Consider the following 22,253-nt stretch of genomic DNA (forward strand, 5'->3'; position numbering starts at 1 on the left):
CCGACGCCTACCAGCCGCGAGCGCGCCACTCCTCGAGCGAGCCCCGCTCCGCTCCGAGCGTCGTCCCCTTGCCGTGACCGGGGTGCACCAGCGTGTCATCAGGGAGGTAGCGGAAGACCCGCTCCTCGACGTCGGCGAAGAGGGAGCGGAACCGGGCGGCATCGCCCTGGGTATTGCCGAGACCGCCGGGAAATGCGGAGGGCGCTAGAGTGGCAATATGGAATCGACACAAACGGTAGCGGTCTACGCGCGTATAAGTGAGGACCCCTCGGGCGAAGCCGCCGGCGTGAACCAGCAGATAGCGGACGCACGGCAAATGGCGGAACAGCGCGGATGGACGGTAGGCGGCGTCTACTCCGACAACGACATCTCGGCCCTCGGCGGGAAAGTCCGGCCCGGCTACAGCAAACTCATGCACGACGCCGCGACCGGAAGCTTCTCGCGCATCGTCGTGTTTCACACGTCCCGGCTGTGGAGGAACCGTATCGAGCGGGCGAACGGCATCAAGGCGCTCGCCGATCATCGAGTGTCCATCGCCGCCGTGAAGGGCCCCGAGCTGGATCTGTCGAGCGCCTACGGGCGAGGAATGGCCGGTCTCATCGGTGAGTTCGACACGATGGAATCCGAGGTGAAGTCGGAGCGCATCCGCGCCGCAGCGAACCGCCGGGCCAGGGAAGGACGGGCGGCCGGTGCCGTCGCCTACGGATGGACGAGAGCTTACGACCCTGACAGCAAGTCGAACGCCTTCACGGACAGCCTGGACGAGGAAGCCGCCGCCGTCGTCCGTCGCATCGTCGGTTTCTTGCTGGCGGGGAAGTCCCTCCGGTCGGTGACGAAGGACCTCAACGACCGGGAAGTGCCGACGCCGAGCGCATACCTCGGGCACCGCGAGGGGGGAGCGGCGAAGTGGTTACCGTCCACGGTGAAAAAGATTGCCCTCCGTCCGTCGAACGCGGCCCTACGGCTGCACCACCGGGGCAAGTCCGACCAGGAGCTTTTCCCTGCCGCGTGGCCGGCCCTCATCAGCATGGAACAGTACGAAGCGGTGACAGGCCTTTTCCAGCCGGGGGAGCTCCTCGGGAAGGCCGGCGCGTTCAAGCACCTCCTCACGGGCGGCATAGGCTCTTGCGGCGTCTGTGGTGGGATCCTGCGCACCGCTCCGAAGGGTAAGCCGGGCGCGAAGGTGTCGCTTTACGTCTGCCTCGATAAGGCATGTGTAGGACGCAACGAAGGCCACGTCGATGCTCTCGTGCGCAGCGTGGTCCTCGCCCGCATGGCCCGCCCCGACTTCGCTGAGGTCATCCAGGCAGCGCACGCCCCCGACCATAGGGAAGAGCGGGAAGCGCTCGCCGCGCTCCGCGTGAAGCTCGATGAAGCCACCGAATCCTATCTAGCCAGCCGGCTATCCATCGGTCAGCTCGAAACCGTCACCGGCCGCATAACGCCGAGCATCGACAAGCTGCAAAGGATCCTCGCGGAACGGTCGAACGTGCCGACAGGCCTGCTAGAGGAAATTGCGGGCACGGACCCCGACCGGCTCGCGGAGCTGTGGGACGGCTGGGACATAGCGCAGCAGCGCCGGCTACTGACACTCCTCCGCATGCGGGTGCTCATCCTCAAAACAACACGCGGACCAGGCTTCAAACCCGAATCAGTCGGCATCGAATGGGAAGGACAGGCAGCATGAGCAGGAAGCGAAAGAGGGCGCCGATGCTCGGCGGGATCGTCATAATCGAATGTCCGCACGGTCACACCTTGGGGCGCGTCGCGAGTGGCACTGACGGCCAGCACCAGCCGCTTGACGGCGAAGGGTGGAAAACCTCGGTGCTGGCGGTCCGGTCCCAGCCGCTATCGATGCGATGCCCTCGCTGCGAGTCTGAGGGCAGACGTCTCGACCTGCGCGGGAGCTGGGAAACCGTTGACGAGATGTGCCGAAAACTCGAAGCCGACTTCGATACGAGCACAGTGAATTATCGGATTGGTTGAACACTTGCTACCGGCGCTAGCAGGTGCTAGCGTCGTTAGCAATAGCCCCCTTCACTGAGGGGCGGGACAGCCAAGTGGCCCTGATGATCTTGGAGTTAGACCGAGCCCTTCCGGCGAGGTGCGTAGTTTGCATCCTGGAAGGGCTTTCCCTTTGTCTACTCCAACACGAGCCGCACGAGCGAAACTCGCGGCAGCTTCCCGTCACCACCCAAACAAAGATCATTCGCAACTGCAGCGAGAACTCGCCGCCGCAAAGCTCGAAGCTTACGTCGAGAAGATCGTCGCCGACGCCCCGCCACTTACCACGGAGCAGCGCGCCCGACTCGCAGCCCTCTTCACCGGCACGCCGACCGCTGCCACCAGCGCGCCCGCGTTCACAAACGTCGAGCTGCCCGGCCTCGAAGCGGGCAAGTCATGAACGCCGAAACCGGGCAGGCACTCCGCGCCGTCCGCAACCACGAGCCAAGCCTTTGGTTCCGGCAGCAAGTTCAGCAAGTCGCCTCAAACATCACGGCCGGCGACGTTCACCATTGCGGGCACCTTGCTCTAATCAATCAGCCCGTGATAGCCGCGCTCTGGGACCCCCACCTCGTCGTCTGCGAGGCCTGCGAGCCGCTGCGCCTCCGACTGACCGGAGATGCTGACAACGCCTGCGACCGCTGCGGCCACATCGACCCACGCGGCGTGTACCCCGGCGGAGTTCGCTTCACGCGGCCAGGGGGGCAGATCCTCGTCGTCCTCTTCGGCTTCTGCGACACCTGCGCCCGCAAAGAGGGGATCAACGCATGACGCGCTATGCCACCGTCCACGCACTCATGCATCGCGCGCGCCTCGACGCCCTCACGAAGGAAGCACGAGACCATTACAGCACCGCCCTGGCAGCAGCCACCGCCGACGCCGAGCAACGCAACGGCGGACGACAGCTCACCGAGACCAGCCTCGAACGGCTCCGCGACTGGACAATAACGAACGTCGAGACCGGAGGCAGCTTCGCCCAGCAAGTCGCGAGCGCCGGCCCGATCGACATGCAACAAGCTCTCGACGACTGGGAGATAGAAGGCAAGGCCCGGGACCTCCGCCTGCGCGAGCACGCCGCCCGGCGGGTGAAAGCCGAACAGGCACAGGCTAAGGGGCCCCGCCCGACGCCGGTAAGCCTCGCAACGCTCCTCGCGAGCCCTGACGATGAAGCGCAGTATCGCATCGGCAGTCTCCTGCCGACCGGCGGCAATTGCATCCTCGCCGCTCAATACAAGGCAGGAAAGTCGACGCTTATTGGGAACCTCCTGCGCTCCCTCGTAGACGGCGCGCCGTTCCTCGGCACCTTCCCCGTCCGACCCGTCAACAGCTACGTCGTCCTCATCGACAACGAACTCGACACGCGCACGCTCCGCCGGTGGTTGCGAGCGCAAGGCATCGAGAACGTCCATAAAGTCGCCGTCCTCAACCTGCGCGGCAAGGCGTCCTCCTTCGACCCCCGCGAGGACGACAACCGGGCTGATTGGGCGGCAACCTTGCGCGGCGCGGAAGTCGTCATCCTCGACTGCCTCCGCCCCACACTCGACGCGCTCGGGCTTGACGAGAACCTCGACGCGGGGCAGTTCCTCGTCGCGTGGGATGAGTTCCTCGCCGACGTCGGCGCACAGGAGAGCATCGTCGTGCACCACATGGGCCATTCTGGCGAGCGGCAGCGCGGCTCCTCGCGCCTCCTCGACTGGCCCGACGTGACATGGAAGATCATGCGAGAGAACGACGACCCGTCGTCGCCCCGCTTCTTCAGCGCCTACGGCAGGGACGTGGACCTAGCGGAGGGCTCACTCTCCTACAGCCATGACAGCCGGCACCTGACGTATGCCGGCGGCGGGCGCAAGGAAGTCAAGGGCGCCTACAAGCTGCCGCAGGTATTGGAGTTCCTCGCTAACTCCCCGGGCACGTCGAAAACCGGAATCAAGCAAGCCCTGCCAGGTGACGACAAAGCCACGGCAACAGCCATTGAGCAGGGAGTGGCCGCCGGCCTCATCGTCGAGCGCGACAGGCCCGGAAGGGGCGGTGGCAAATGCTACTTCCTCCCAGAAACCCCTAACCCGGGTAGTCGGGTGAACCCCGGTGTACCCGGCTTCTGAACCCGGGTAACCCCGGGTATATACCCGGGTTCCTGTTCAGTACCTCAAAACAACTAACCGAGGTGCCAGCAGAAAGACGACAAAACGATGAAACACCCCACGGTGACAAACACGAGTGACAAACCCTCAACAGGAGAAAAAATACAATGACAACCCCCGAGCACCCCGCCAACACCCCCGACAGCATCCGATTCGACAACATCGCACCCGGACTCGCCCGCCTGATCCTCGCCGAACGGCCACTCACCCAAGGCGACGCCCTCCAACTCCCGACGTGCTGGGCAAACGGCGTCCTGACGAACCTCACGCCGTTCGGCTGGATCAGCACCGGACGCCGGTTCCCAGACGGCGCTGACCCGCTCGAAGCCCTCGCGCTCACCGAGGACGGCCGCCTCGGCGTCGTCTTCATCAGCAGAGACGGTGAGGGGGTCAACCCCGAAAGCCCGTTCATGTTGCAACTCAACGCCGCGCCCCGAATCCTCCTCGCCGGCTGGCAGCAACCATGAGCCCCCGCAAGCACCGAGGGTCCCCGCCCCTTCTCAAGGGTGCCCGTCAGGAGCTACACGCCGCCCTCGTCGAGCAGGTAGCCGCCCACAAGGACGCCACCCCATGCCTAGTGACGCGGGGCCTCGACTGGCTGGACCCACGACAAGAGCAGCAGGAAGCGGCAGCAGCACTATGCGACTCTTGTCCCGTGCTCGACGCATGCCGCGCATACGTCCACCGCCACCCGCGGGAACCAGGCGTGTGGGCCGGCACCACTGAGCAGGACCGCGAGCACCGATCAGCAGCCTGGAGCGCAGGCCAACGCGCAAGGCGGGCAACAGCATGAGCAGGGAGACCACGAGAGACGACACCACCGAGACAGCGGAATGGCGGAACTTCCTCGCCGCAACCAGCAGCGCGATCATGCCATGCGTCAACGGCCCCGAGTGGACAAGCGACGACCAGCAGCAACAAAGACGCGCCGCAGCACTCTGCAACGGCTGCAACGCGCTCCGCGAATGTCGCGCCTACGCATTCGCCGTCCAAGAGCGCCACGGCGTCCTCGGAGGCCTCACCGAAGCCGACCGGAAGCGCCACCGCCGACAACAACGCGGCGCAGCATGAGACACCACCACGCAGCAGTCAGCACACGCCCAGCACCCCCTAGCGGGGGTCGCGATTGCAAAAGTTCGCAGACAGATCCGCGCCGGGGTAGCTCGCCGTGCGATACGCCTAGCGAAAACCTGTTTTTGAAAGCGACGACCAGGAAGGCCGCACAATGACCGCATCACCAGCACCGAAGAAAGCGCCGGCAGCTCGACGGCCGGCCTCACCCCGGCTCAAGCTCATGCCGCCCGCTCACGCCCGCCCTGCCCGGCCCGCGACGGCTCCAAACGTCACCGCCGGCGGTCCTAGCCTCGTGTGGGCGGATGAGCCGGCCGCGCTGCACGGCGAGGGCCTTGCCGAGTGGCGGCGACTTGCTCGAGTCTTTGCCGCAGAGCGCGACAGGTTCACCGAGGCAGACCGGGCCGGGCTCGTCGCCTTCTGCACATTCTGGAGCGACTTCTGCGCGGCGACGGCGGACGTGCGGGAGCGCGGTGTCACCGTCGAGGGCCGGTCCAGCGCTGACAGTGGCCGCCGCGTCAAGAATCCGAGCCTCGCCGCCGGCAGGGAAGCATCCCAGCAGCTCCGCTTGTGGGCGGTGCAGCTACAGCTCACCCCGGCAGCACGCCGCAGTGAGGACCGCATCCCGACAGCCGACGCTGGCAATCCGTTCGCCGGCTGACGATCACCTCCACCACCAGCAACAGCACCCGAAAGGCACGACCATAACTGACGAGAATCTGCACCTACTGACCGACGACTACTTCCGCTTCAACAGGTTCGCCCTTGCCCTCTTCCGCGCCACCAGCCTGGACGATACGGACGCGCTCGCCGTCCTGGAAGCGCAGGCAGCGGCCATGCCGGTCGAGGAGCTGGAGCAGGTCGAGAGACTGACCGGGACCATGTTCGCCATGGCCGCCCAGATGCCGGCCAGCATAGGACCCGAGAGGATCCTCGACGAATACGGTGCCCGGCTGGATCAGCTCGAAGCGGCGGCGAAAGCCGCCCGCGAAAAATAATCGCCGCCGGCGGCCGAAAACGCACACATTCGACCGCCGGCCCCTGAAATGCTGTAACTACCGCCGCCTGATGTACCCACTTTCAACATAGATAGGCGTCGGTCATGACACTTGAAGAACAGCTCGCACAGCTCCGCAAGGAAGCGGGCACCCTCCGCGATAAGGCCCTCAACAAGGCCTCCACGTTCACCAGGGCGGACGGCGAACGGGCCGAGCAGCTCGGCAAGAGCATCAGCGACACCGAACGCCGCATCGCGGCGAAGAACTCGGCGTCGGCGGCTATCGCCGGGATTACTGGAGGGGACCTGCAGAGCTCCACCAGCAATGACGAGCCGGCCGGCGGCCCCGGCCAGCCCTTCCGTGCCACTGCGAGGAAAGCTGCAGGCGCTACCGGCGGGCAGCACGAGCGGGCGGCGGCGTTCGCCGGCGTAATGCGGAAAGCCCTCGACCAGGCCGCCGGCACGATCGGCGGCCCCGCCGTAGGGAAGGCCCTCGTCCCGCAGGGCGCGGTTGCGTTCGGTTTCGACGGCAGGATCATCGAGGACCCGAAGGCGGAGTATTCCCTGCCCGCAGCGGTCAATAGCCGGCCTATCGACACCCCGAACGGCTCCTACCTCCGGCAGACGCTCCGAGAGAACAACGCGGCGACCGTGGCGACCGGCGAACTGAAGCCCGTCAGCCGTTACGCCCTGGAGCCGGTGCCTTGGAAAGTCGCGACGATCGCGCACCTGGCCGAGCCGATCCCGGTTCAGCACTTCGAGGACTACAACGCCCTGGATCGGTTCCTCGTCGCTGAAATGGCTTACGGCCTGGAATCGGCGGTTTCGGACTTCATCCTGCGCGGCGGTATCGCTGAGGACGGCAGCCCCGTCGAGGGCATCCTGACTACTCCCGGTGTCCTCCAGACCGCCTACGCCGTGTCGGCAATGCAGTCGGTACGGCGTGCCCTCGGAGACCTGGAAGCGAACGGGACCACGGCAACGGGCATCGTCATGAACCCGACTGACTGGATGGACGTGGAGCTTTCCACGGATGCTGACGGCCGTTTCCTCCTCGGCCCGAATCAGCCGACCGCAGCCCCGGAGCGTCGGTTGTGGAACCGGCCTGTCACCCTGACGAACGACATGCCAGCCGGGCAGGCTGTCGTTGGTGACCTGTCCACGGTGACGCTCCTCGCCCGCTCCTCGGCGCTCCTGGCATGGAACCCTTTCGTTGGGATTGCCGGCACGGAGGAAGCCCCGACGACGGTCGGTAACTTCCGCCGGAACCTCATCGAGCCGCGTCTCGAAGTGCGTGTCGCGCTGGAGGTTTCGTCTCCGAAGTCGCTTCGAGTCGTTGACCTGGTTGCCCCGGCTCCGGCCGTCTAAGTTTCCGCGCCATGGCGTCAACGTCACCCCCGCCCACATGCCTGGTAGGGCGGCGGGGGAACGATGGCCGGCACCACGGGGCCTAGGACGCCCGAGCCGACCAGCGCCAAGCACGGATCACCGGAGGCCCCGCAGCATCGTTGCGGGGCCTCCGGTGATCCGTGCTTGGTGCGGCAAAAGAAGATGCCCTCATGCGTTGGGACGATAGGAGCGAGGCACAATACAGTCGACGGTACTGAGCGGTCCTGGGGTCGCATACCCTCGCAGGCACTCACAGCATCAGTAAGATGGTCCGCGTGAACCTCCCTGATGTGACCAGAGAGCCAAAGCGGAAAATTGCTCGTGCGATTAAGTTGTTCGGCGAGGCTCAACGACTTCTAGATTCTTGGTCTGAGGCAAACCCCAATATTGCAGTGATGCGTCCACGCGAGGATAGAAGAAGAATTGACTTCTTCCTCGATACCCATGGTGAACCGCCCCTCGACGAAGCGGCCCTAATCATTGGCGACGGTATTCACAATTTGCGCTCTGCCCTCGATAATATGATTTGGCAGCTTGCTAACGCGGCCGGACCGACACCGAACCCGAAATCTATTTACTTCCCTGTTGCTGAAACTGGAAAGGCCTGGAGGGCCGCGCGAACAAATCTATCGTCTATCTCGACAGAAGTGCTGGAAAGAGTAGAACACTTCCAACCGTTTACGGTCGAGCGAATGGAAGAGACATTTTTGTGGAATTTGCACCACCTCGACATAGCAGACAAGCACCGTGACTATCTTGTTGCTAGTCCGGTCCTGAGCGAGTCGCAGATGGATCACTTGCTCATCGGCCTTGATTCAGGCACCGAGCTGTCCTTCAAGAACGCCGATCCGCGCCTCGTTGGCTTGAAGAACGAATTGGTTATGTGGATAGAGTTCTCTAAGCCATTTTGGGCAGACAGCCCCCTGACGCCGACGGTGCAGATGGAAACCACCTTCGCTTTACATCACGGCAATGGCGACGTACTCCTCTCGCTGCCAGCAGTGTTTCAATCATTCCCGGCTAGAGTTACCGAAATCGTTGACTACGTTTGCGGATCTTAGACGCGAGGGCTTGCCACACTTTGCAAATTCAACTAGAGCCGTTCGGATTCTCGGCCAGCATGACTGGGAAGCTTGGCTTCAATGTCTTAATGCCGAGGTCGCGCCGGAAAGCTAGTTCGAGGTCAGCGATCGCGTGTTTGTAAGCTTCATCTACTTCGCCGCGGCGCTCATCCGCGTCTGTCGCCTCTTCGATGAATGCTGGCACGAAAATTCGGAGTGCCCGCCTCACCCTGCGCGATCCCAGCAGGTCTGGGTGGCAGTCTGAAATAGTCACATAATGCGAGCCGAGAGTCTCCAACGTCTCTTTGCCGAGCTGAATCTGGTCGCGCTTTCCGGCTACGTGATATATGGCGTCGAGGTACGAGACATACGCTTTCAGCCGTTCGCCTCGCAGCCAACGTCGATGCTCATTCCATGACGTGAACACAAGGCCGAGAAGGCCGGCTATCGCGGTTATGCCCGCGCCTAGAAGAACGCTTCCGAGATCGTCCATTCCTAGCTCACCAGCGCCGGACGCGCCATTCGGCCAGGTGAGGGCGTTCCGCGCCGAGCGTCGTCCCATTGCCGTGGCCGGGATGCACGAGGGTTTCGTCGGGTAGGTAGTCGAAGATGCGGGCGGTCACGTCATTAAGCAGCGAGTCGAAATCGTTACCTGTTGTTGTCCTTCCAATGCCTCCCGGGAAGAGTGAATCCCCCGTGAAGAGGTGCGCGGGGCCGGCGGGGTCCCGGTAGAGCAGTGCCATGGAGCCGGGGGTGTGGCCCCGGAGGTGGATGACTTCGAGTTCGAACCCGTCGAACGAGCGAATGTCGCCGTGTTCAAGGGGAACATCCGTGGGCACGGTGATGTCCGCGACGTCGTCGGCTCCCGCCGCGGTCGGCACGCCCGTCCGCTCGACGACGGCGGCAAGCGCGCGCACGTGGTCCCAGTGGGAGTGGGTCGTCACGAGCAGGGCGGGGTGCGCCGCGGCGGCGGTGTCGGCCGTGCCCTCCCGGACCAGCGCAAGGATCGCGTCGGCGTCGTCCGCTGCGTCGATCAGCACCTGCGCACCGCTGGCCTTCGAGGTGAGGAGGTAGACGTTGTTGTCCATCTCGGAGACGGAAATGCTGCGGATGGTGATGTCCTGGAGGTCACGCATGGCCCAAGTCTAGGGGCCGGCTTGCCGGGAGGGGCTCCTCCAGCGGTAGGGTGCAGGAAAAGCGCCGGAAGGAAGCACGAATGGAGCAGGACATCCCCGCCTGGCTCGGCATCAGCCGGGCCAGTTCGGTGCCGCCGTACGAGCAGCTGCGCCAGCGGATCCTCGAGGCGGCCAACAACGGGACGGCTCCGGTCGGCACCCGGCTGCCGCCGGTGCGTGTCCTCGCCGCCCACCTCGGTGTGGCGGCGAACACGGTGGCGCGGGCCTACCGCGAGCTGGAGCAGGCACAGGTGGTGGTGACGCGGTCGAGGGCGGGCACCGTCATCGCGGCGGGGGNGGCGGGGGGCGACGACGCCCGCCGCCGGACCGCCGAGGCGGCAGCGGCCTACGCCCGGATCGTGCGGAACGCCGGGCTGACGGAGGACGACGCCGTCGCCTATCTCCGCGCCGCGTTGCGCCGAGCGTGAACGGGGTCCGGACCGACCCGCGCAACGCCGCGGAGGGACACTATTCGAAGATGTCTTCGAGCACAATTTCACTTAGAGTTATCTGGTGTCCATAGCTAATTCTCTTGAGCAGCACGCCCACAACCCCAATCCGCAGCCGCAGGATCTCTCGCGCCTGATCGTGAAGGGTGCCCGCGAGCACAACCTGCGCAACGTCGATCTCGACCTCCCCCGTGACGCCATGATCGTCTTCACGGGCCTGTCCGGTTCGGGTAAATCCTCCCTCGCCTTCGACACCATCTTCGCCGAAGGCCAGCGGCGGTACGTGGAATCCCTCTCGGCCTATGCCCGGCAGTTCCTGGGGCAGGTGGACAAGCCCGACGTCGACTTCATCGAGGGCCTGTCGCCGGCTGTCTCGATCGACCAGAAGTCCACGAGCAAGAATCCCCGCTCGACGGTCGGCACCATCACCGAGATCTACGACTACATGCGCCTCTTGTGGGCCCGCGTGGGCCGACCGCACTGTCCCGTCTGCGGGGAACCCGTCGCCAAGCAGACACCGCAGCAGATCGTGGACCAGTTGCTGGAACTCGACGAGGGAACCCGGTTCCAGATCCTCGCGCCGGTGGTTCGGGGCCGCAAGGGCGAGTTCGTCGACCTCTTCCAGGAACTCACCGCCAAGGGATATTCACGGGCCCGGGTCGATGGCAAGCTGATCCAGCTCAGCGACCCCCCGAAGCTCGGCAAGCAGTACAAGCACACCATCGAAGTGATCGTGGACCGCCTCGTCATCAAGGACGGCATTCGCCAGCGCCTCACCGACTCCATCGAGACGGCGCTGAAGCTCGCGGACGGCAGGGTGCTGGCCGACTTCGTGGACCTTCCCGAGGACGACGCCAAACGCCTCCACGCCTTCTCAGAGCATCTGGCGTGCCCCAACGAGCACCCGCTGGCCATCGACGAGATCGAGCCCCGCTCCTTCTCCTTCAACAACCCCTTCGGCGCCTGCCCGGCCTGCACCGGCATCGGTACCAAGCTCGAGGTCGACGAGGAACTGGTGGTTCCGAACGCGGACCTCAGCCTCGCCGAGGGCGCCATCGCTCCGTGGTCCCTTGGCACCGCCACGCTCGAATACTGGACGAGGCTGCTCGAGGGGCTCGCGAACGAACTGAGCTTCGACATCAACACGCCGTGGCGGAAACTGCCGGACCGGGCGCGCGACGCCGCCCTGTTCGGCAAGGACCACAAGGTGACGGTGCAGTACAAGAACCGGTTCGGGCGTGAGCGAAAGTACAGCACCGGTTTCGAGGGCGCCGTGCAGTACATCCACCGCAAGCACCTCGAGACCGAGTCCGACCACGCACGTGACCGCTACGAAGAGTACATGCGCCAGATCCCGTGCCCCGCGTGCGGCGGCGCCCGGCTGAACCCGGCGTCGTTGTCGGTGCTGATCAACGGCAAATCCATCTCCGCGGTCGCGGCCATGCCGATGCGCGACTGCAGCGACTTCCTCAACAACCTCGTGCTGACGGGCCGCGAAGCCCAGATCGCCAACCAGGTCCTCAAGGAGATCCAGGCCCGCCTGCGGTTCCTGCTCGATGTCGGCCTCGAGTACCTGAACCTGGAGCGGGCCGCCGGCACCCTCTCCGGCGGTGAAGCGCAGCGCATCCGCCTGGCGACCCAGATCGGATCCGGGCTGGTGGGTGTCCTGTACGTCCTCGACGAGCCGTCCATCGGCCTGCACCAGCGGGACAACCGCCGGCTGATCGAGACCCTCGCGCGCCTACGGAACCTCGGGAACACGCTGATCGTGGTGGAGCACGACGAGGACACCATCGCCGAGGCCGACTGGATCGTCGACATCGGCCCCGGAGCCGGTGAGCACGGCGGCGAGGTGGTGCACTCGGGCCTCCTGAAGGATCTCCTCACCAACGAGCGCTCCATCACGGGCGACTACCTCTCCGGGCGGCGGAAGATCGCCATCCCGGCGAAGCGGCGGAAGATCGACCGGTCCCGGCAGCTCAAGGTGGTCGGCGCGCACGAGCACAACCTGCAGAAGCTCGACGTCGCGTTCCCCCTCGGTGTGCTGACCGCCGTCACCGGCGTGAGCGGCTCGGGCAAATCGACCCTGGTGAACGACATCCTGTACAAGGTGCTGGCCAACAAGCTCAACGGAGCGAAACAGGTGGCGGGGCGGCACAAGCGGATTGACGGCCTCGAGCACCTCGACAAGGTGGTCCACGTCGACCAGAGCCCGATCGGCCGGACGCCGCGGTCCAATCCCGCCACGTACACCGGGGTGTTCGACAACATCCGGAAGCTCTTCGCCGAGACCACGGAGGCCAAGGTGCGGGGCTACCTGCCCGGCCGGTTCTCCTTCAACGTCAAGGGCGGTCGCTGCGAGGCGTGCTCCGGGGACGGCACCCTGAAGATCGAGATGAACTTCCTGCCGGACGTCTACGTTCCCTGCGAGGTGTGCCACGGCGCACGGTACAACCGGGAGACGCTGGAGGTGCACTACAAGGGCAAGACCATCGCGGATGTGCTCAACATGCCCATCGAGGAGGGAGCGGAGTTCTTTGCGGCCTTCAGCCCGATCGCCCGCCACCTCACCACGCTGGTCGAGGTGGGCCTCGGCTACGTGCGGTTGGGGCAGCCCGCCACCACCCTTTCGGGAGGCGAGGCGCAGCGCGTCAAGCTCGCCAGCGAACTTCAGAAGCGGTCCAACGGGCGCAGCATCTACGTTCTCGACGAACCCACCACCGGACTGCACTTCGAGGACATCCGGAAGCTGCTCCTTGTCCTCCAGGGCCTGGTGGACAAGGGCAACACCGTGATCACGATCGAACACAACCTCGACGTGATCAAGAGCGCCGACTGGGTCATCGACCTGGGGCCCGACGGCGGCTCGGGCGGCGGCCAGGTGATTGCCACCGGAACACCCGAGCAGGTGGCGAAGAGCGACCGCAGCTACACGGGGACGTTCCTGGCCGAAACCCTCTCAGGCGCGAAGTAGGGACCGCCGAATGACCTCCGCACCCCGGCTCGTCCTTTTCGACCTCGACGGGACGCTCGTCGATCCCGCCGGTGCCATCACCGGCGGCATCCGGGCCGCGCTGCTCGCCCACGGCCTCGCGGTTCCGGCGGCGGAGGACCTGCAGGCGATGGTCGGCCCGTCCCTCGCCGTGTCGCTGACTTCCATTGCCCAGGTGCCGCCGACGCTGGTCGGGCGTGTCATGGCCACGTACCGCGCCGGGTACCGGGCGCACGGCATGGCGCAGAGCCGCCCCTACCCTGGCATCGTGGAGTGCGTGGAGCGCCTCCGGGCGCAGGGTTGTCGAGTGGCCGTCGCGACGCAGAAGCCGGAGTGGCTCGCCGAGGAGTTGCTCGAGGTGCAGGGCCTGAGGTCCCTGTTCGACTCGGTCCACGGTTCGCCCCGGGACGAGACGACGGTGCTGCTGGACGGCAAGACCTCGATCATCGCGGCAGCACTGCGCAGATACGACGGTGCGTACGACGAAGCGGTGATGGTGGGTGACCGCAGGCATGACGTCGAAGGGGCCGCCGCGAACGGCCTCGGATGCATCGGGGTTTCCTGGGGCTTCGCGGCGCCCGGGGAACTCGAGGCGGCGGGTGCGCTGGTGGTCGTTGCCGACGCGGCCGACCTGGTGAAGGCCCTCGGGTGGTCCGGCAGGGCGAAAGCCGCCGTCGCCATGCCCGGCCGCACCGTCGGACCGGGCCGACCGGAGGCCTGACCGTGGCGAATCCGACAACGTATCGTCCACAGACCGGCGAGATACCCGTGGATCCTGGCGTCTACCGGTTCCGGGATGAACACGGCAGGGTGGTCTACGTCGGAAAGGCGAAGAACCTCCGGTCTCGGCTCAATTCCTACTTCGCCAACCCCGCCGGACTTCTGCCCCGCACCCGCGCCATGGTGTTCACGGCGGCCAGCGTCGAGTGGACCGTGGTGGGCAGCGAACTCGAGGCGCTGCAGCTCGAGTACACGTGGATCAAGGAATTCGACCCGCGCTTCAATGTCATGTTCCGGGACGACAAGTCCTACCCCTACCTCGCGGTCACGATGGGTGAGAAGTACCCCCGCGTGCAGGTGATGCGCGGCGACAAGAAGCGGAACACGCGGTACTTCGGCCCGTTCTACCCGGCCAAAGCCATCCGCGAGACCGTCGACACCCTCCTGCGGGTCTTTCCCGTCCGGACGTGCAGCGCCGGCGTCTTCCAGCGTGCCGAAAGCACCGGACGGCCGTGTCTTCTCGGCTATATCGACAAGTGCTCGGCGCCCTGCGTGGGCAGGATCTCCCCGGAGGACCACCGACAGCTGGCCGGGGAGTTCTGCGACTTCATGTCGGGTGAGGCGAAGCGGTTCATCACGGATCTCGAGCGAAGGATGGGGGAGGCCGTTGCTGAACTCGACTACGAGTCCGCCGCACGGATCCGCGACGACATCGCAGCGCTGAAGCGCGTCTTCGAGCGGAACACTGTCGTTCTCTCCGAGGATACCGACGCTGATATCTTCGCCCTCAAGGAGGACGACCTCGAAGCGGCGGTGCAGGTGTTCCACGTCCGGGGAGGCCGCATCCGGGGCCAGCGCGGGTGGGTCGTCGAGAAGGTCGAGGACATGGGCCCCGCCGACCTCGTGGAGCACCTGCTGCAGCAGGTGTATGGCGAGGGCAGCAGCAGCAACGAGCGTATTCCGCGTGAGGTGCTGGTGCCGGTGATGCCCAGCAACCACGAGCAGGTCCTCGAATGGCTGAAGGGCCTGAGGGGGGCCCGCGTGGACGTGCGGGTGCCGGTGCGCGGCGACAAGGCCACACTCATGGGCACCGTCGAGCAGAACGCCGCGGATGCCCTTCGCCTGCACAAGAGCCGTCGGGCGGGGGATATCACCACGCGCTCGGCCGCCCTGCAGGAACTGCAGGAGGCGCTCGGCCTGCCGCAGCCGCTGATGCGGATCGAGTGCTACGACATCTCGCATGTCCAGGGCACCAACGTGGTGGCCTCCATGGTCGTGGTGGAGGACGGACTGCCCCGCAAGGCCGAGTACCGGCGGTTCTCGATCACGGGTGAGGCCGCCCGCGATGACACGGCGTCGATGTACGACGTCATCTACCGCCGGTTCCGGAACTACCTGGCGGGGAGGGCGCCGGAGACACCGGAAACGGCAGAGGCGGCAGGGATTGCAGAGGCGGCAGGGATTGCAGAGGCGCCGGACGTGCGTGAGGCGACCGACGACGTGGGTGACCTCCAGGGCGCGATCGTCAGGGCGACTGCGGAGGTCCCCGTGGATGTCCCAGTGAGCCCGCCCGTAGCCGACACGACGACTCCGACGCCCCGCAGCAGGTTCGCCTACCCACCGAACCTGGTGGTGGTGGACGGCGGCCCGCCGCAGGTCGCGGCAGCGGCGCGGGCCCTCGCCGACCTCGGTATCGACGACGTCTTCGTGGTGGGGCTCGCCAAGCGGCTCGAGGAGGTGTGGGTGCCCGGCGATGATTTTCCGGTGATCCTGCCGCGCGCCTCCGAAGGCCTCTTCCTGCTCCAGCGGATCCGGGACGAGGCGCACCGCTTTGCGATCGCGTTCCACCGCCAGAAGCGGGGGAAGTCGATGACGGCTTCGGCACTCGACGACATCGCCGGCCTGGGACCCGCCAAGCGGAAGGCGCTGCTGAAGCACTTCGGGTCGGTGAAAAAGCTCAGGGCGGCGACGAACGAGGAGCTGCTCGAGGTTCCCGGCGTGGGTCCGGCCCTTGCCGAGACCATCCGCCGGGGCCTCGCCGTGCTGCCCGGTGAGGCGGCGGTGCCCGCGGTGAACATGGCCACGGGCGAGATTCTTGAATCTTAGCTAGGGTGAGAAAGAGGCAGGCCGTCGTGGCGGCACGGCCCAGCAGGATCTCGCCTGAATGAACCCAAGAGCTGGAACGGAAATATAGATGACTGAGGCGACAAGCCTGACTCCGGTCAAACCCACCGAATCCGAACTGCTGGTGGTCACCGGCATGTCGGGTGCCGGCCGCAGCACCGCCGCCAATGCCCTTGAGGACCACGGCTGGTACGTGGTGGAAAACCTCCCGCCCCAGATGCTGGGAATGCTGACTGACCTGGTGGCACGCATGCCGCAGTCGATCCCCCGGCTCGCTGTGGTGATCGACGTCCGCGGCAAGGAGCTGTTCAGCGACATCAAGTCGGCGCTGGCGGCGCTCCGCACCTCCGGCGTTGCCTACCGCGTGCTGTTCCTCGACGCGGATGATGCCGTGCTGGTGAGGCGCTTCGAACAGGGGCGCCGCCCGCACCCGCTCCAGGGGGACGGCCGGATCCTCGACGGCATTGCTGAGGAGCGGGAAATCCTGAGCGAACTCAAGCACGCGTCGGACATCGTGGTGGACACCACGGATCTCAATGTTCATGCGCTGGCCACCGCCGTCACCGAACTCTTCTCCGAGTCCGGTCCCATCGTGCTCCGTCTCAATGTCCTGAGTTTCGGCTTCAAGTACGGATTGCCCGTCGACTCCAATTTCGTGGCCGACGTCCGGTTCATCCCCAATCCGCACTGGGTGCCGCAGCTGCGCCCCCAGACGGGGCTCGATGAGCCCGTGCGCGACTACGTGCTTTCCGCGGCAGGAGCGGGCGATTTCATCGACCGGTTCGTCCACGCGCTGATTCCCGTCCTCGAGGGCTACCGGCGCGAGAACAAGCATTACGCCACCATCGCCGTCGGCTGCACGGGCGGCAAGCACCGGTCGGTGGCCGTCACCGAGGAAATCGCCCAGCGACTGGCCCAGCTGCCGGGTGTGCAGGTTGCCGCGCACCACCGCGACCTCGGGCGTGAATGATGTCGATGCTTTCCGGACCCCTCCCACTGATCCCCCCGGCGGCGCGCCGCAGCGGTGACGGGCAGGAACACGCTCCCTCAGTGGTCGCCCTGGGCGGCGGGCACGGGCTGTCGTCGTCGTTGTCGGCGCTGCGGCTGCTCACGCAGGAACTGACGGCTGTCGTCACGGTGGCCGACGACGGGGGGTCCTCAGGACGCCTGCGCCGGGAGCTCGGCGTGCTGCCCCCAGGGGACCTCCGCATGGCGCTGGCGGCTCTCTGTGATGACACCGACTGGGGACGCACGTGGCGGGACGTCATGCAGCACCGCTTCAGCTCCCGGAACGGCGTCGAGGGGTCACTCGATCAGCACGCCATGGGGAACCTGCTGATCGTCACCCTGTGGGAGCTGCTGGGTGACCCGGTGGCCGGATTGCAGTGGGCGGGGGCGCTCCTCGGGGCGCGGGGCAAGGTGCTTCCCATGGCCCGGGTGCCCCTCACCATCCAGGGCGACGTGCTGACCGAGGTGGACGGAGCGCTCCGGCTCCGGACCATCGTGGGCCAGGCCCAGCTCGCCCTTGCTGCCGAGGCTGGCAATGTGAGCTCCGTCCGCCTGCTTCCGGACGGCGCGCCGGCGTGCGCCGATGCGCTGGAGGCGATCGAGCTTGCCGACTGGGTGATCCTCGGGCCCGGATCCTGGTACACCTCGGTGCTGCCCCACCTTCTGCTGCCCGAGTTGCGGAATGCGCTGTGCCGCACCAGTGCCAAACGCTGCCTCACCATGAACCTGACCAACGACACCAAGGAAACCCAGGGCATGAGCGCCGTGGACCACCTCGCAGTCATCAGGCGCTACGCACCGGAGTTCACCGTCGACGTCGTCCTGGCCGATCCGTCCGTGGTAGCAGATACCGCGGAGTTCGAGGCAGCGGTTGCGGGGATGGGAGGCCGCGCCGTCTTCGGTAGAGTGGGAGCCTCAACCGGCAAGCCTGTCCACGACCCGCTGCGCCTCGCAACCGCCTATCACGACATGTTCGGCGAGAATCAGGAGTGAATCCGTGGCCTTGACCGCAGATGTCAAAGAGGAACTGTCACACCTCGACATCAAGAAGTCCTCGGTCCGCAAAGCTGAGGTTTCCGCCCTCCTTCGGTTCGCCGGGGGGCTCCACATCGTGTCCGGCCGGATCGTCATCGAGGCGGAGGTGGACCTCGCCTCCACGGCAAGACGCCTCCGCGCTGCCATCGCCGAGGTCTACGGTCACAGCAGCGAGATCACCGTCGTCTCCGGTGGCGGCCTGAGGCGGGGCAACCGCTACGTTGTCCGCGTCGTGCGCGACGGCGAGTCCCTCGCACGGCAGACCGGGCTCCTCGACGCGCGCGGGCGGCCGGTGCGCGGCCTGCCCTCCGCGGTCGTCAATGGTTCCACAGCAGACGCGGAAGCGGTGTGGCGTGGCGCTTTCCTCGCCCATGGTTCACTGACCGAGCCGGGTCGCTCGTCCTCGCTCGAAGTGACCTGCCCGGGGCCGGAATCGGCGCTTGCGCTCGTGGGAGCCGCGCGTCGCCTCGATATCCAGGCGAAGGCACGGGAAGTGCGGGGAGTGGACCGCGTGGTGATCCGCGACGGTGACACGATCGCTGCCCTGCTGACCCGTATGGGAGCCCACGACGCCCTCATGGGGTGGGAGGAACGGCGCATGCGCAAGGAGGTCCGCGCGACGGCGAACCGGCTGGCCAACTTCGACGACGCCAATCTCCGCCGTTCGGCGCAGGCCGCCGTGGCGGCGGGGGCACGGGTGGAGCGGGCCCTGGAAATCCTCGCTGAGACCGTCCCGGAGCACCTCCGCTACGCAGGCGAGCTCCGGGTGGGTCACAAGCAGGCCAGCCTTGACGAACTGGGCCGTCTCGCGGATCCGGTCATGACCAAGGACGCCATCGCGGGCCGCATCCGGCGGCTCCTCGCCATGGCCGACAAGCGGGCGCAGGATCTCGGAATACCGGGAACCGACGCGAATGTGACTCCCGACATGTTGGACGAGTGAAGGAGTGCATAGGATGGAACGAGTCCACAGCACCGAACCAGCCTGGAGGAATACGTGAGCGAGTACGTACTGCCCGATCTTGACTATGACTACGCGGCACTTCAGCCGCACATCTCCGCGCGCATCATGGAGCTCCACCACAGCAAGCACCAGGCCACCTACGTCAAGGGCGCCAATGACGCGCTGGCGCAGCTGGCCGAAGCACGGGAGAAGGGCGAGTTCGGCACCATTCCGAAGCTCTCCAAGGACCTCGCCTTCCATGTCGGAGGCGTGATCAACCACTCCATCTTCTGGAAGAACATGTCCCCCGAGGGAGGCGACAAGCCCACAGGTGAGCTTGCGGCGGCACTCGACGACGCCTTCGGCTCCTTCGATGCCTTCCGCGCCCACTTCACGGCAGCAGCCACGAGCCTGCAGGGCTCCGGCTGGGCCGTACTTGCGTACGAGCCCCTCGGCAGGAACATCGTCATCGAACAGCTCTATGACCAGCAGGGCAATGTTCCCGTGGGCACGATTCCGCTGCTGATGCTGGACATGTGGGAGCACGCCTTCTACCTCGACTACGTCAACGTCAAGCCCGACTACGTCAAGGCGTTCTGGAACATCGTGAACTGGGCGGACGTCCAGACCCGTTTCGAAGGTGCCCGCGCGGGTGCTTCGCGCCTGATCACCCCCGGCACCTGACCGACGCACCAGTGGCGGAAGCCGTGCGGCGGATCATCCTCCGCATGGCTTCCGCAGAATTTCAGTAATGGTGCACGATGGCGTGCCCCGGCAGGACCACCTAACAAGGAGATGGAAACCAGTGACTACCCGTATTGGAATCAACGGATTCGGCCGCATCGGCCGCAACTACTTCCGGGCTGTTTTGGAGCAGGGCGCCGACCTCGAGATAGTTGCCGTCAATGACCTCACCAGCCCCGAGGCCCTCGCGCACCTTCTCAAGTACGACTCCGTGACCGGGCGCCTGGCCGCCACGGTCGAAGTGCAGGACGGCGACCTCGTGGTCGGCGGTAAGCGCGTTCGGGTCCTGGCCGAGCGCGATCCTGCGAATCTCCCCTGGGCGGACCTGGGCGTGGACATCGTCATCGAGTCCACCGGTTTCTTCACGAAGGCCGCCGATGCGCAGAAGCACATCGACGCCGGTGCCAAGAAGGTGCTGATCTCGGCTCCTGCGTCCGATGAGGACTTCACCGTGGTTCTCGGTGTCAATGACGGCGACTACGACCCCGCGAACCACCACATCATCTCGAATGCGTCCTGCACCACCAACTGCCTCGGCCCGCTCGCCAAGGTCCTCAACGACTCCTTCGGCATCGAGCGCGGCCTCATGACGACCATCCACGCCTACACCGCCGACCAGAACCTCCAGGACGGCCCCCACAAGGACCTCCGCCGGGCACGTGCCGCGGCCATCAACATGGTGCCAACCTCCACGGGTGCCGCGAAGGCCATCGGGCTCGTCCTCCCCGAGCTCAAGGGCAAGCTCGACGGCTACGCCATCCGCGTGCCGGTGCCGACCGGTTCGGCCACCGACCTGACCGTCACCCTGGGCCGCGAAGTCTCCGTGGACGAGGTGAACGCGGCCTATAAGGCAGCGGCAGCGGACGGCTCGCTGAAGGGCTACCTTTCCTACACGGAGGCGCCCATCGTCTCCTCCGACATCGTGACGGACCCGGCGTCGTGCATCTTTGACTCGGGCTTGACCAAGGTGATCGGCAACCAGGTGAAGGTGGTCGGCTGGTATGACAACGAGTGGGGCTACTCCAACCGCCTCGTCGACCTGACCGAAATCGTCGCGGCGAAGCTCTCCTGAGCGGCCACGCCGTGAGCTTCGCATCCCTGGAGGACCTCCTCGCGGAAGGCGTGCAGGGACGGCGCGTCCTCGTGCGTTCCGACCTCAACGTTCCCCTGGACGGGAACGTACCGCATCTGCGGGTCACCGACGACGGCCGCGTACGTGCCTCGCTCCCCGTTCTGCGCAAGCTGAGCGAGGCGGGAGCTGCCGTGATCGTCCTGGCCCACCTCGGCCGACCCAAGGGCACGCCTGAGGAGAAGTATTCGCTGAAGCCGGCCGTGGATGCCCTCGAAGGCCTTGCCGACTTTCCGGTCCGCCGCGCGTCCGACACCACGGGCGAGTCCGCCAGGGCTGCCGCGGAGGCGCTGCAGCCGGGGGAGGTGCTCGTGCTGGAGAACCTGCGCTTCGACGCCCGCGAGACCAGCAAGGATGACGCGGAGCGCGCAGCCTTTGCACGGGAACTCGCGTACCTCGCCGGTTCCGATGGCGCCTACGTGGACGACGCTTTCGGCGCGGTGCACCGCAAGCACGCCAGCGTCTTCGACGTCGCCCGGCTGCTGCCCGCTTACCAGGGTGACCTGGTGAAGGCCGAGGTCGAGGTGCTGCAGGAACTGACACAGGATCCGAAGCGGCCCTTCGTCGTCGTGCTCGGGGGCTCGAAGGTTTCGGACAAGCTCGCGGTGATCGACAACCTCATCGGCAAGGCCGATCGCCTGCTGATCGGTGGCGGCATGGTCTTCACGTTCCTCGCGGCGCAGGGTCACAAGGTCGGTGCAAGCCTCCTCGAGGAGGACCAGCTCGACGTGGTCCGGGACTATCTCGCACGCGCCTCGAAAGCCGGCAGCGAGTTCGTGCTTCCCACCGACATCGTGGTGGCGGAGAAATTCGCCGCCGATGCCGGCAACAGTGTCGTCGCAGCCGATGCGATCGAATCGAGCCCGTACGGTGCCGGCGGTCTCGGTCTGGATATCGGACCCGCCACGGGAGCCGACTTCGCCGACCACATCTCCGAGGCGAAGACCGTGTTCTGGAACGGCCCCATGGGCGTGTTCGAGTTCGATGCCTTCGCGGGCGGCACGCGGACGGTTGCGGAAGCCCTCGTGGCGGTCGGAAAGACCGGCGTTCTGACCGTGGTGGGCGGCGGCGACTCCGCGGCGGCCGTGCGCGGCCTCGGCTTCGATGATTCCCAGTTCGGCCACATCTCCACCGGCGGTGGAGCAAGCCTCGAATACCTCGAGGGCAAGGAACTCCCGGGGCTGAGCGCACTCGAACGATCCTAGGGCCGCGCCGCACCATTTTCGCGAGGCGGGGTGGGGCAGTCCGGCAGAACCACCCGGCAGGACCCG

The 22,253-nt window shown here is 66.1% G+C and carries 22 protein-coding genes and 1 pseudogene; 20 read left to right on the plus strand and 3 right to left on the minus strand.

From position 1 onward, the window contains the following. Positions 1-7 precede the first annotated feature (7 nt). A pseudogene (locus Y704_RS23295) lies at positions 8-199 on the minus strand (MBL fold metallo-hydrolase); the annotation flags it as partial. An 18-nt stretch (positions 200-217) separates the two neighbouring features. Between Y704_RS23295 and Y704_RS0106730 the strand changes: the two are divergent. From Y704_RS0106730 to Y704_RS23950, 10 genes are all read left to right on the plus strand, one after another. Continuing rightward, positions 218-1,687, plus strand: a complete 1,470-nt coding sequence (locus tag Y704_RS0106730) for a recombinase family protein (RefSeq protein WP_026549547.1) — start codon at positions 218-220, stop codon at positions 1,685-1,687. 450 nt (positions 1,688-2,137) lie between these two features. Beyond that, positions 2,138-2,404 (plus strand): hypothetical protein, encoded by a 267-nt coding sequence (locus tag Y704_RS23945; RefSeq protein WP_155850246.1) that lies wholly within the window; start codon positions 2,138-2,140, stop codon positions 2,402-2,404. Further along, the gene (locus Y704_RS0106740) at positions 2,401-2,775 is read left to right on the plus strand and encodes a hypothetical protein (RefSeq protein ID WP_026549549.1); all 375 of its coding nucleotides are present in this window, start codon (positions 2,401-2,403) and stop codon (positions 2,773-2,775) included. Before Y704_RS23945 ends, Y704_RS0106740 begins: the two co-directional genes overlap by 4 nt. Continuing rightward, positions 2,772-4,106, plus strand: coding sequence for an AAA family ATPase (locus Y704_RS0106745; RefSeq protein WP_026549550.1), 1,335 nt, complete (start codon positions 2,772-2,774; stop codon positions 4,104-4,106). The genes Y704_RS0106740 and Y704_RS0106745 overlap by 4 nt, the downstream gene beginning before the upstream one ends. A gap of 146 nt (positions 4,107-4,252) precedes the next feature. Beyond that, the gene (locus Y704_RS0106750; RefSeq protein ID WP_026549551.1) at positions 4,253-4,612 is read left to right on the plus strand and encodes a hypothetical protein; all 360 of its coding nucleotides are present in this window, start codon (positions 4,253-4,255) and stop codon (positions 4,610-4,612) included. A 322-nt stretch (positions 4,613-4,934) separates the two neighbouring features. Next, on the plus strand, positions 4,935-5,216 hold the full coding sequence (locus tag Y704_RS19510) for a WhiB family transcriptional regulator (protein WP_035771869.1): 282 nt from the start codon (positions 4,935-4,937) through the stop codon (positions 5,214-5,216). Positions 5,217-5,370: 154 nt separating this feature from the next. Continuing rightward, a complete protein-coding gene (locus Y704_RS22680; RefSeq protein ID WP_081747449.1) occupies positions 5,371-5,877 on the plus strand; it encodes a P27 family phage terminase small subunit in 507 nt (168 codons plus the stop codon). After that, complete coding sequence (locus Y704_RS0106765; RefSeq protein ID WP_026549552.1) at positions 5,828-6,214, plus strand: hypothetical protein; 387 nt, start codon at positions 5,828-5,830, stop codon at positions 6,212-6,214. The genes Y704_RS22680 and Y704_RS0106765 overlap by 50 nt, the downstream gene beginning before the upstream one ends. Before the next feature lie 104 nt (positions 6,215-6,318). Further along, entirely contained in the window at positions 6,319-7,581 is a 1,263-nt protein-coding gene (locus Y704_RS0106770) for a phage major capsid protein (RefSeq protein ID WP_026549553.1), read from the plus strand. A 296-nt stretch (positions 7,582-7,877) separates the two neighbouring features. Beyond that, a complete protein-coding gene (locus Y704_RS23950) occupies positions 7,878-8,663 on the plus strand; it encodes a hypothetical protein (protein ID WP_155850248.1) in 786 nt (261 codons plus the stop codon). Positions 8,664-8,691: 28 nt separating this feature from the next. Here the strand turns inward: Y704_RS23950 and Y704_RS0106780 are convergent, their stop codons facing one another. Then, positions 8,692-9,156, minus strand: coding sequence for a hypothetical protein (locus Y704_RS0106780; RefSeq protein ID WP_026549555.1), 465 nt, complete (start codon positions 9,154-9,156; stop codon positions 8,692-8,694). Positions 9,157-9,163: 7 nt separating this feature from the next. Then, positions 9,164-9,799, minus strand: coding sequence for an MBL fold metallo-hydrolase (locus Y704_RS0106785; RefSeq protein ID WP_026549556.1), 636 nt, complete (start codon positions 9,797-9,799; stop codon positions 9,164-9,166). A gap of 80 nt (positions 9,800-9,879) precedes the next feature. Between Y704_RS0106785 and Y704_RS0106790 the strand changes: the two genes are divergently transcribed. The 10 genes from Y704_RS0106790 to Y704_RS0106835 all read left to right on the plus strand — a co-directional run bounded on the left by Y704_RS0106790 (position 9,880) and on the right by Y704_RS0106835 (position 22,187). After that, positions 9,880-10,266 (plus strand): GntR family transcriptional regulator, encoded by a 387-nt coding sequence (locus Y704_RS0106790; RefSeq protein ID WP_026549557.1) that lies wholly within the window; start codon positions 9,880-9,882, stop codon positions 10,264-10,266. Between the two features lie 85 nt (positions 10,267-10,351). Then, a complete protein-coding gene (gene uvrA / locus Y704_RS0106795) occupies positions 10,352-13,261 on the plus strand; it encodes an excinuclease ABC subunit UvrA (protein WP_026549558.1) in 2,910 nt (969 codons plus the stop codon). A 10-nt stretch (positions 13,262-13,271) separates the two neighbouring features. Beyond that, positions 13,272-14,000 carry an HAD hydrolase-like protein gene (locus Y704_RS19520; protein ID WP_081747450.1) on the plus strand — a complete coding sequence of 243 codons (729 nt, stop codon included), beginning with the start codon at positions 13,272-13,274 and terminating at the stop codon, positions 13,998-14,000. 2 nt (positions 14,001-14,002) lie between these two features. After that, positions 14,003-16,105 (plus strand): excinuclease ABC subunit UvrC, encoded by a 2,103-nt coding sequence (gene uvrC / locus Y704_RS0106805; protein WP_026549559.1) that lies wholly within the window; start codon positions 14,003-14,005, stop codon positions 16,103-16,105. Positions 16,106-16,193: 88 nt separating this feature from the next. After that, positions 16,194-17,093, plus strand: coding sequence for an RNase adapter RapZ (gene rapZ, locus Y704_RS0106810; RefSeq protein ID WP_026549560.1), 900 nt, complete (start codon positions 16,194-16,196; stop codon positions 17,091-17,093). Continuing rightward, entirely contained in the window at positions 17,093-18,124 is a 1,032-nt protein-coding gene (gene yvcK, locus Y704_RS0106815; protein ID WP_026549561.1) for a gluconeogenesis factor YvcK family protein, read from the plus strand. Before rapZ ends, yvcK begins: the two co-directional genes overlap by 1 nt. Positions 18,125-18,128: 4 nt before the next feature. After that, positions 18,129-19,109, plus strand: coding sequence for a DNA-binding protein WhiA (gene whiA, locus Y704_RS0106820; protein ID WP_026549562.1), 981 nt, complete (start codon positions 18,129-18,131; stop codon positions 19,107-19,109). A 54-nt stretch (positions 19,110-19,163) separates the two neighbouring features. Further along, the gene (locus Y704_RS0106825; RefSeq protein ID WP_026549563.1) at positions 19,164-19,793 is read left to right on the plus strand and encodes a superoxide dismutase; all 630 of its coding nucleotides are present in this window, start codon (positions 19,164-19,166) and stop codon (positions 19,791-19,793) included. 121 nt (positions 19,794-19,914) lie between these two features. Beyond that, on the plus strand, positions 19,915-20,925 hold the full coding sequence (gene gap / locus Y704_RS0106830; RefSeq protein WP_026549564.1) for a type I glyceraldehyde-3-phosphate dehydrogenase: 1,011 nt from the start codon (positions 19,915-19,917) through the stop codon (positions 20,923-20,925). 11 nt (positions 20,926-20,936) lie between these two features. After that, positions 20,937-22,187 (plus strand): phosphoglycerate kinase, encoded by a 1,251-nt coding sequence (locus Y704_RS0106835; RefSeq protein ID WP_026549565.1) that lies wholly within the window; start codon positions 20,937-20,939, stop codon positions 22,185-22,187. Positions 22,188-22,253: the final 66 nt, after the last annotated feature.

This window comes from Arthrobacter sp. Br18, from assembly GCF_000520555.1.
Taxonomy (GTDB): Bacteria; Actinomycetota; Actinomycetes; order Actinomycetales; family Micrococcaceae; genus Arthrobacter_D.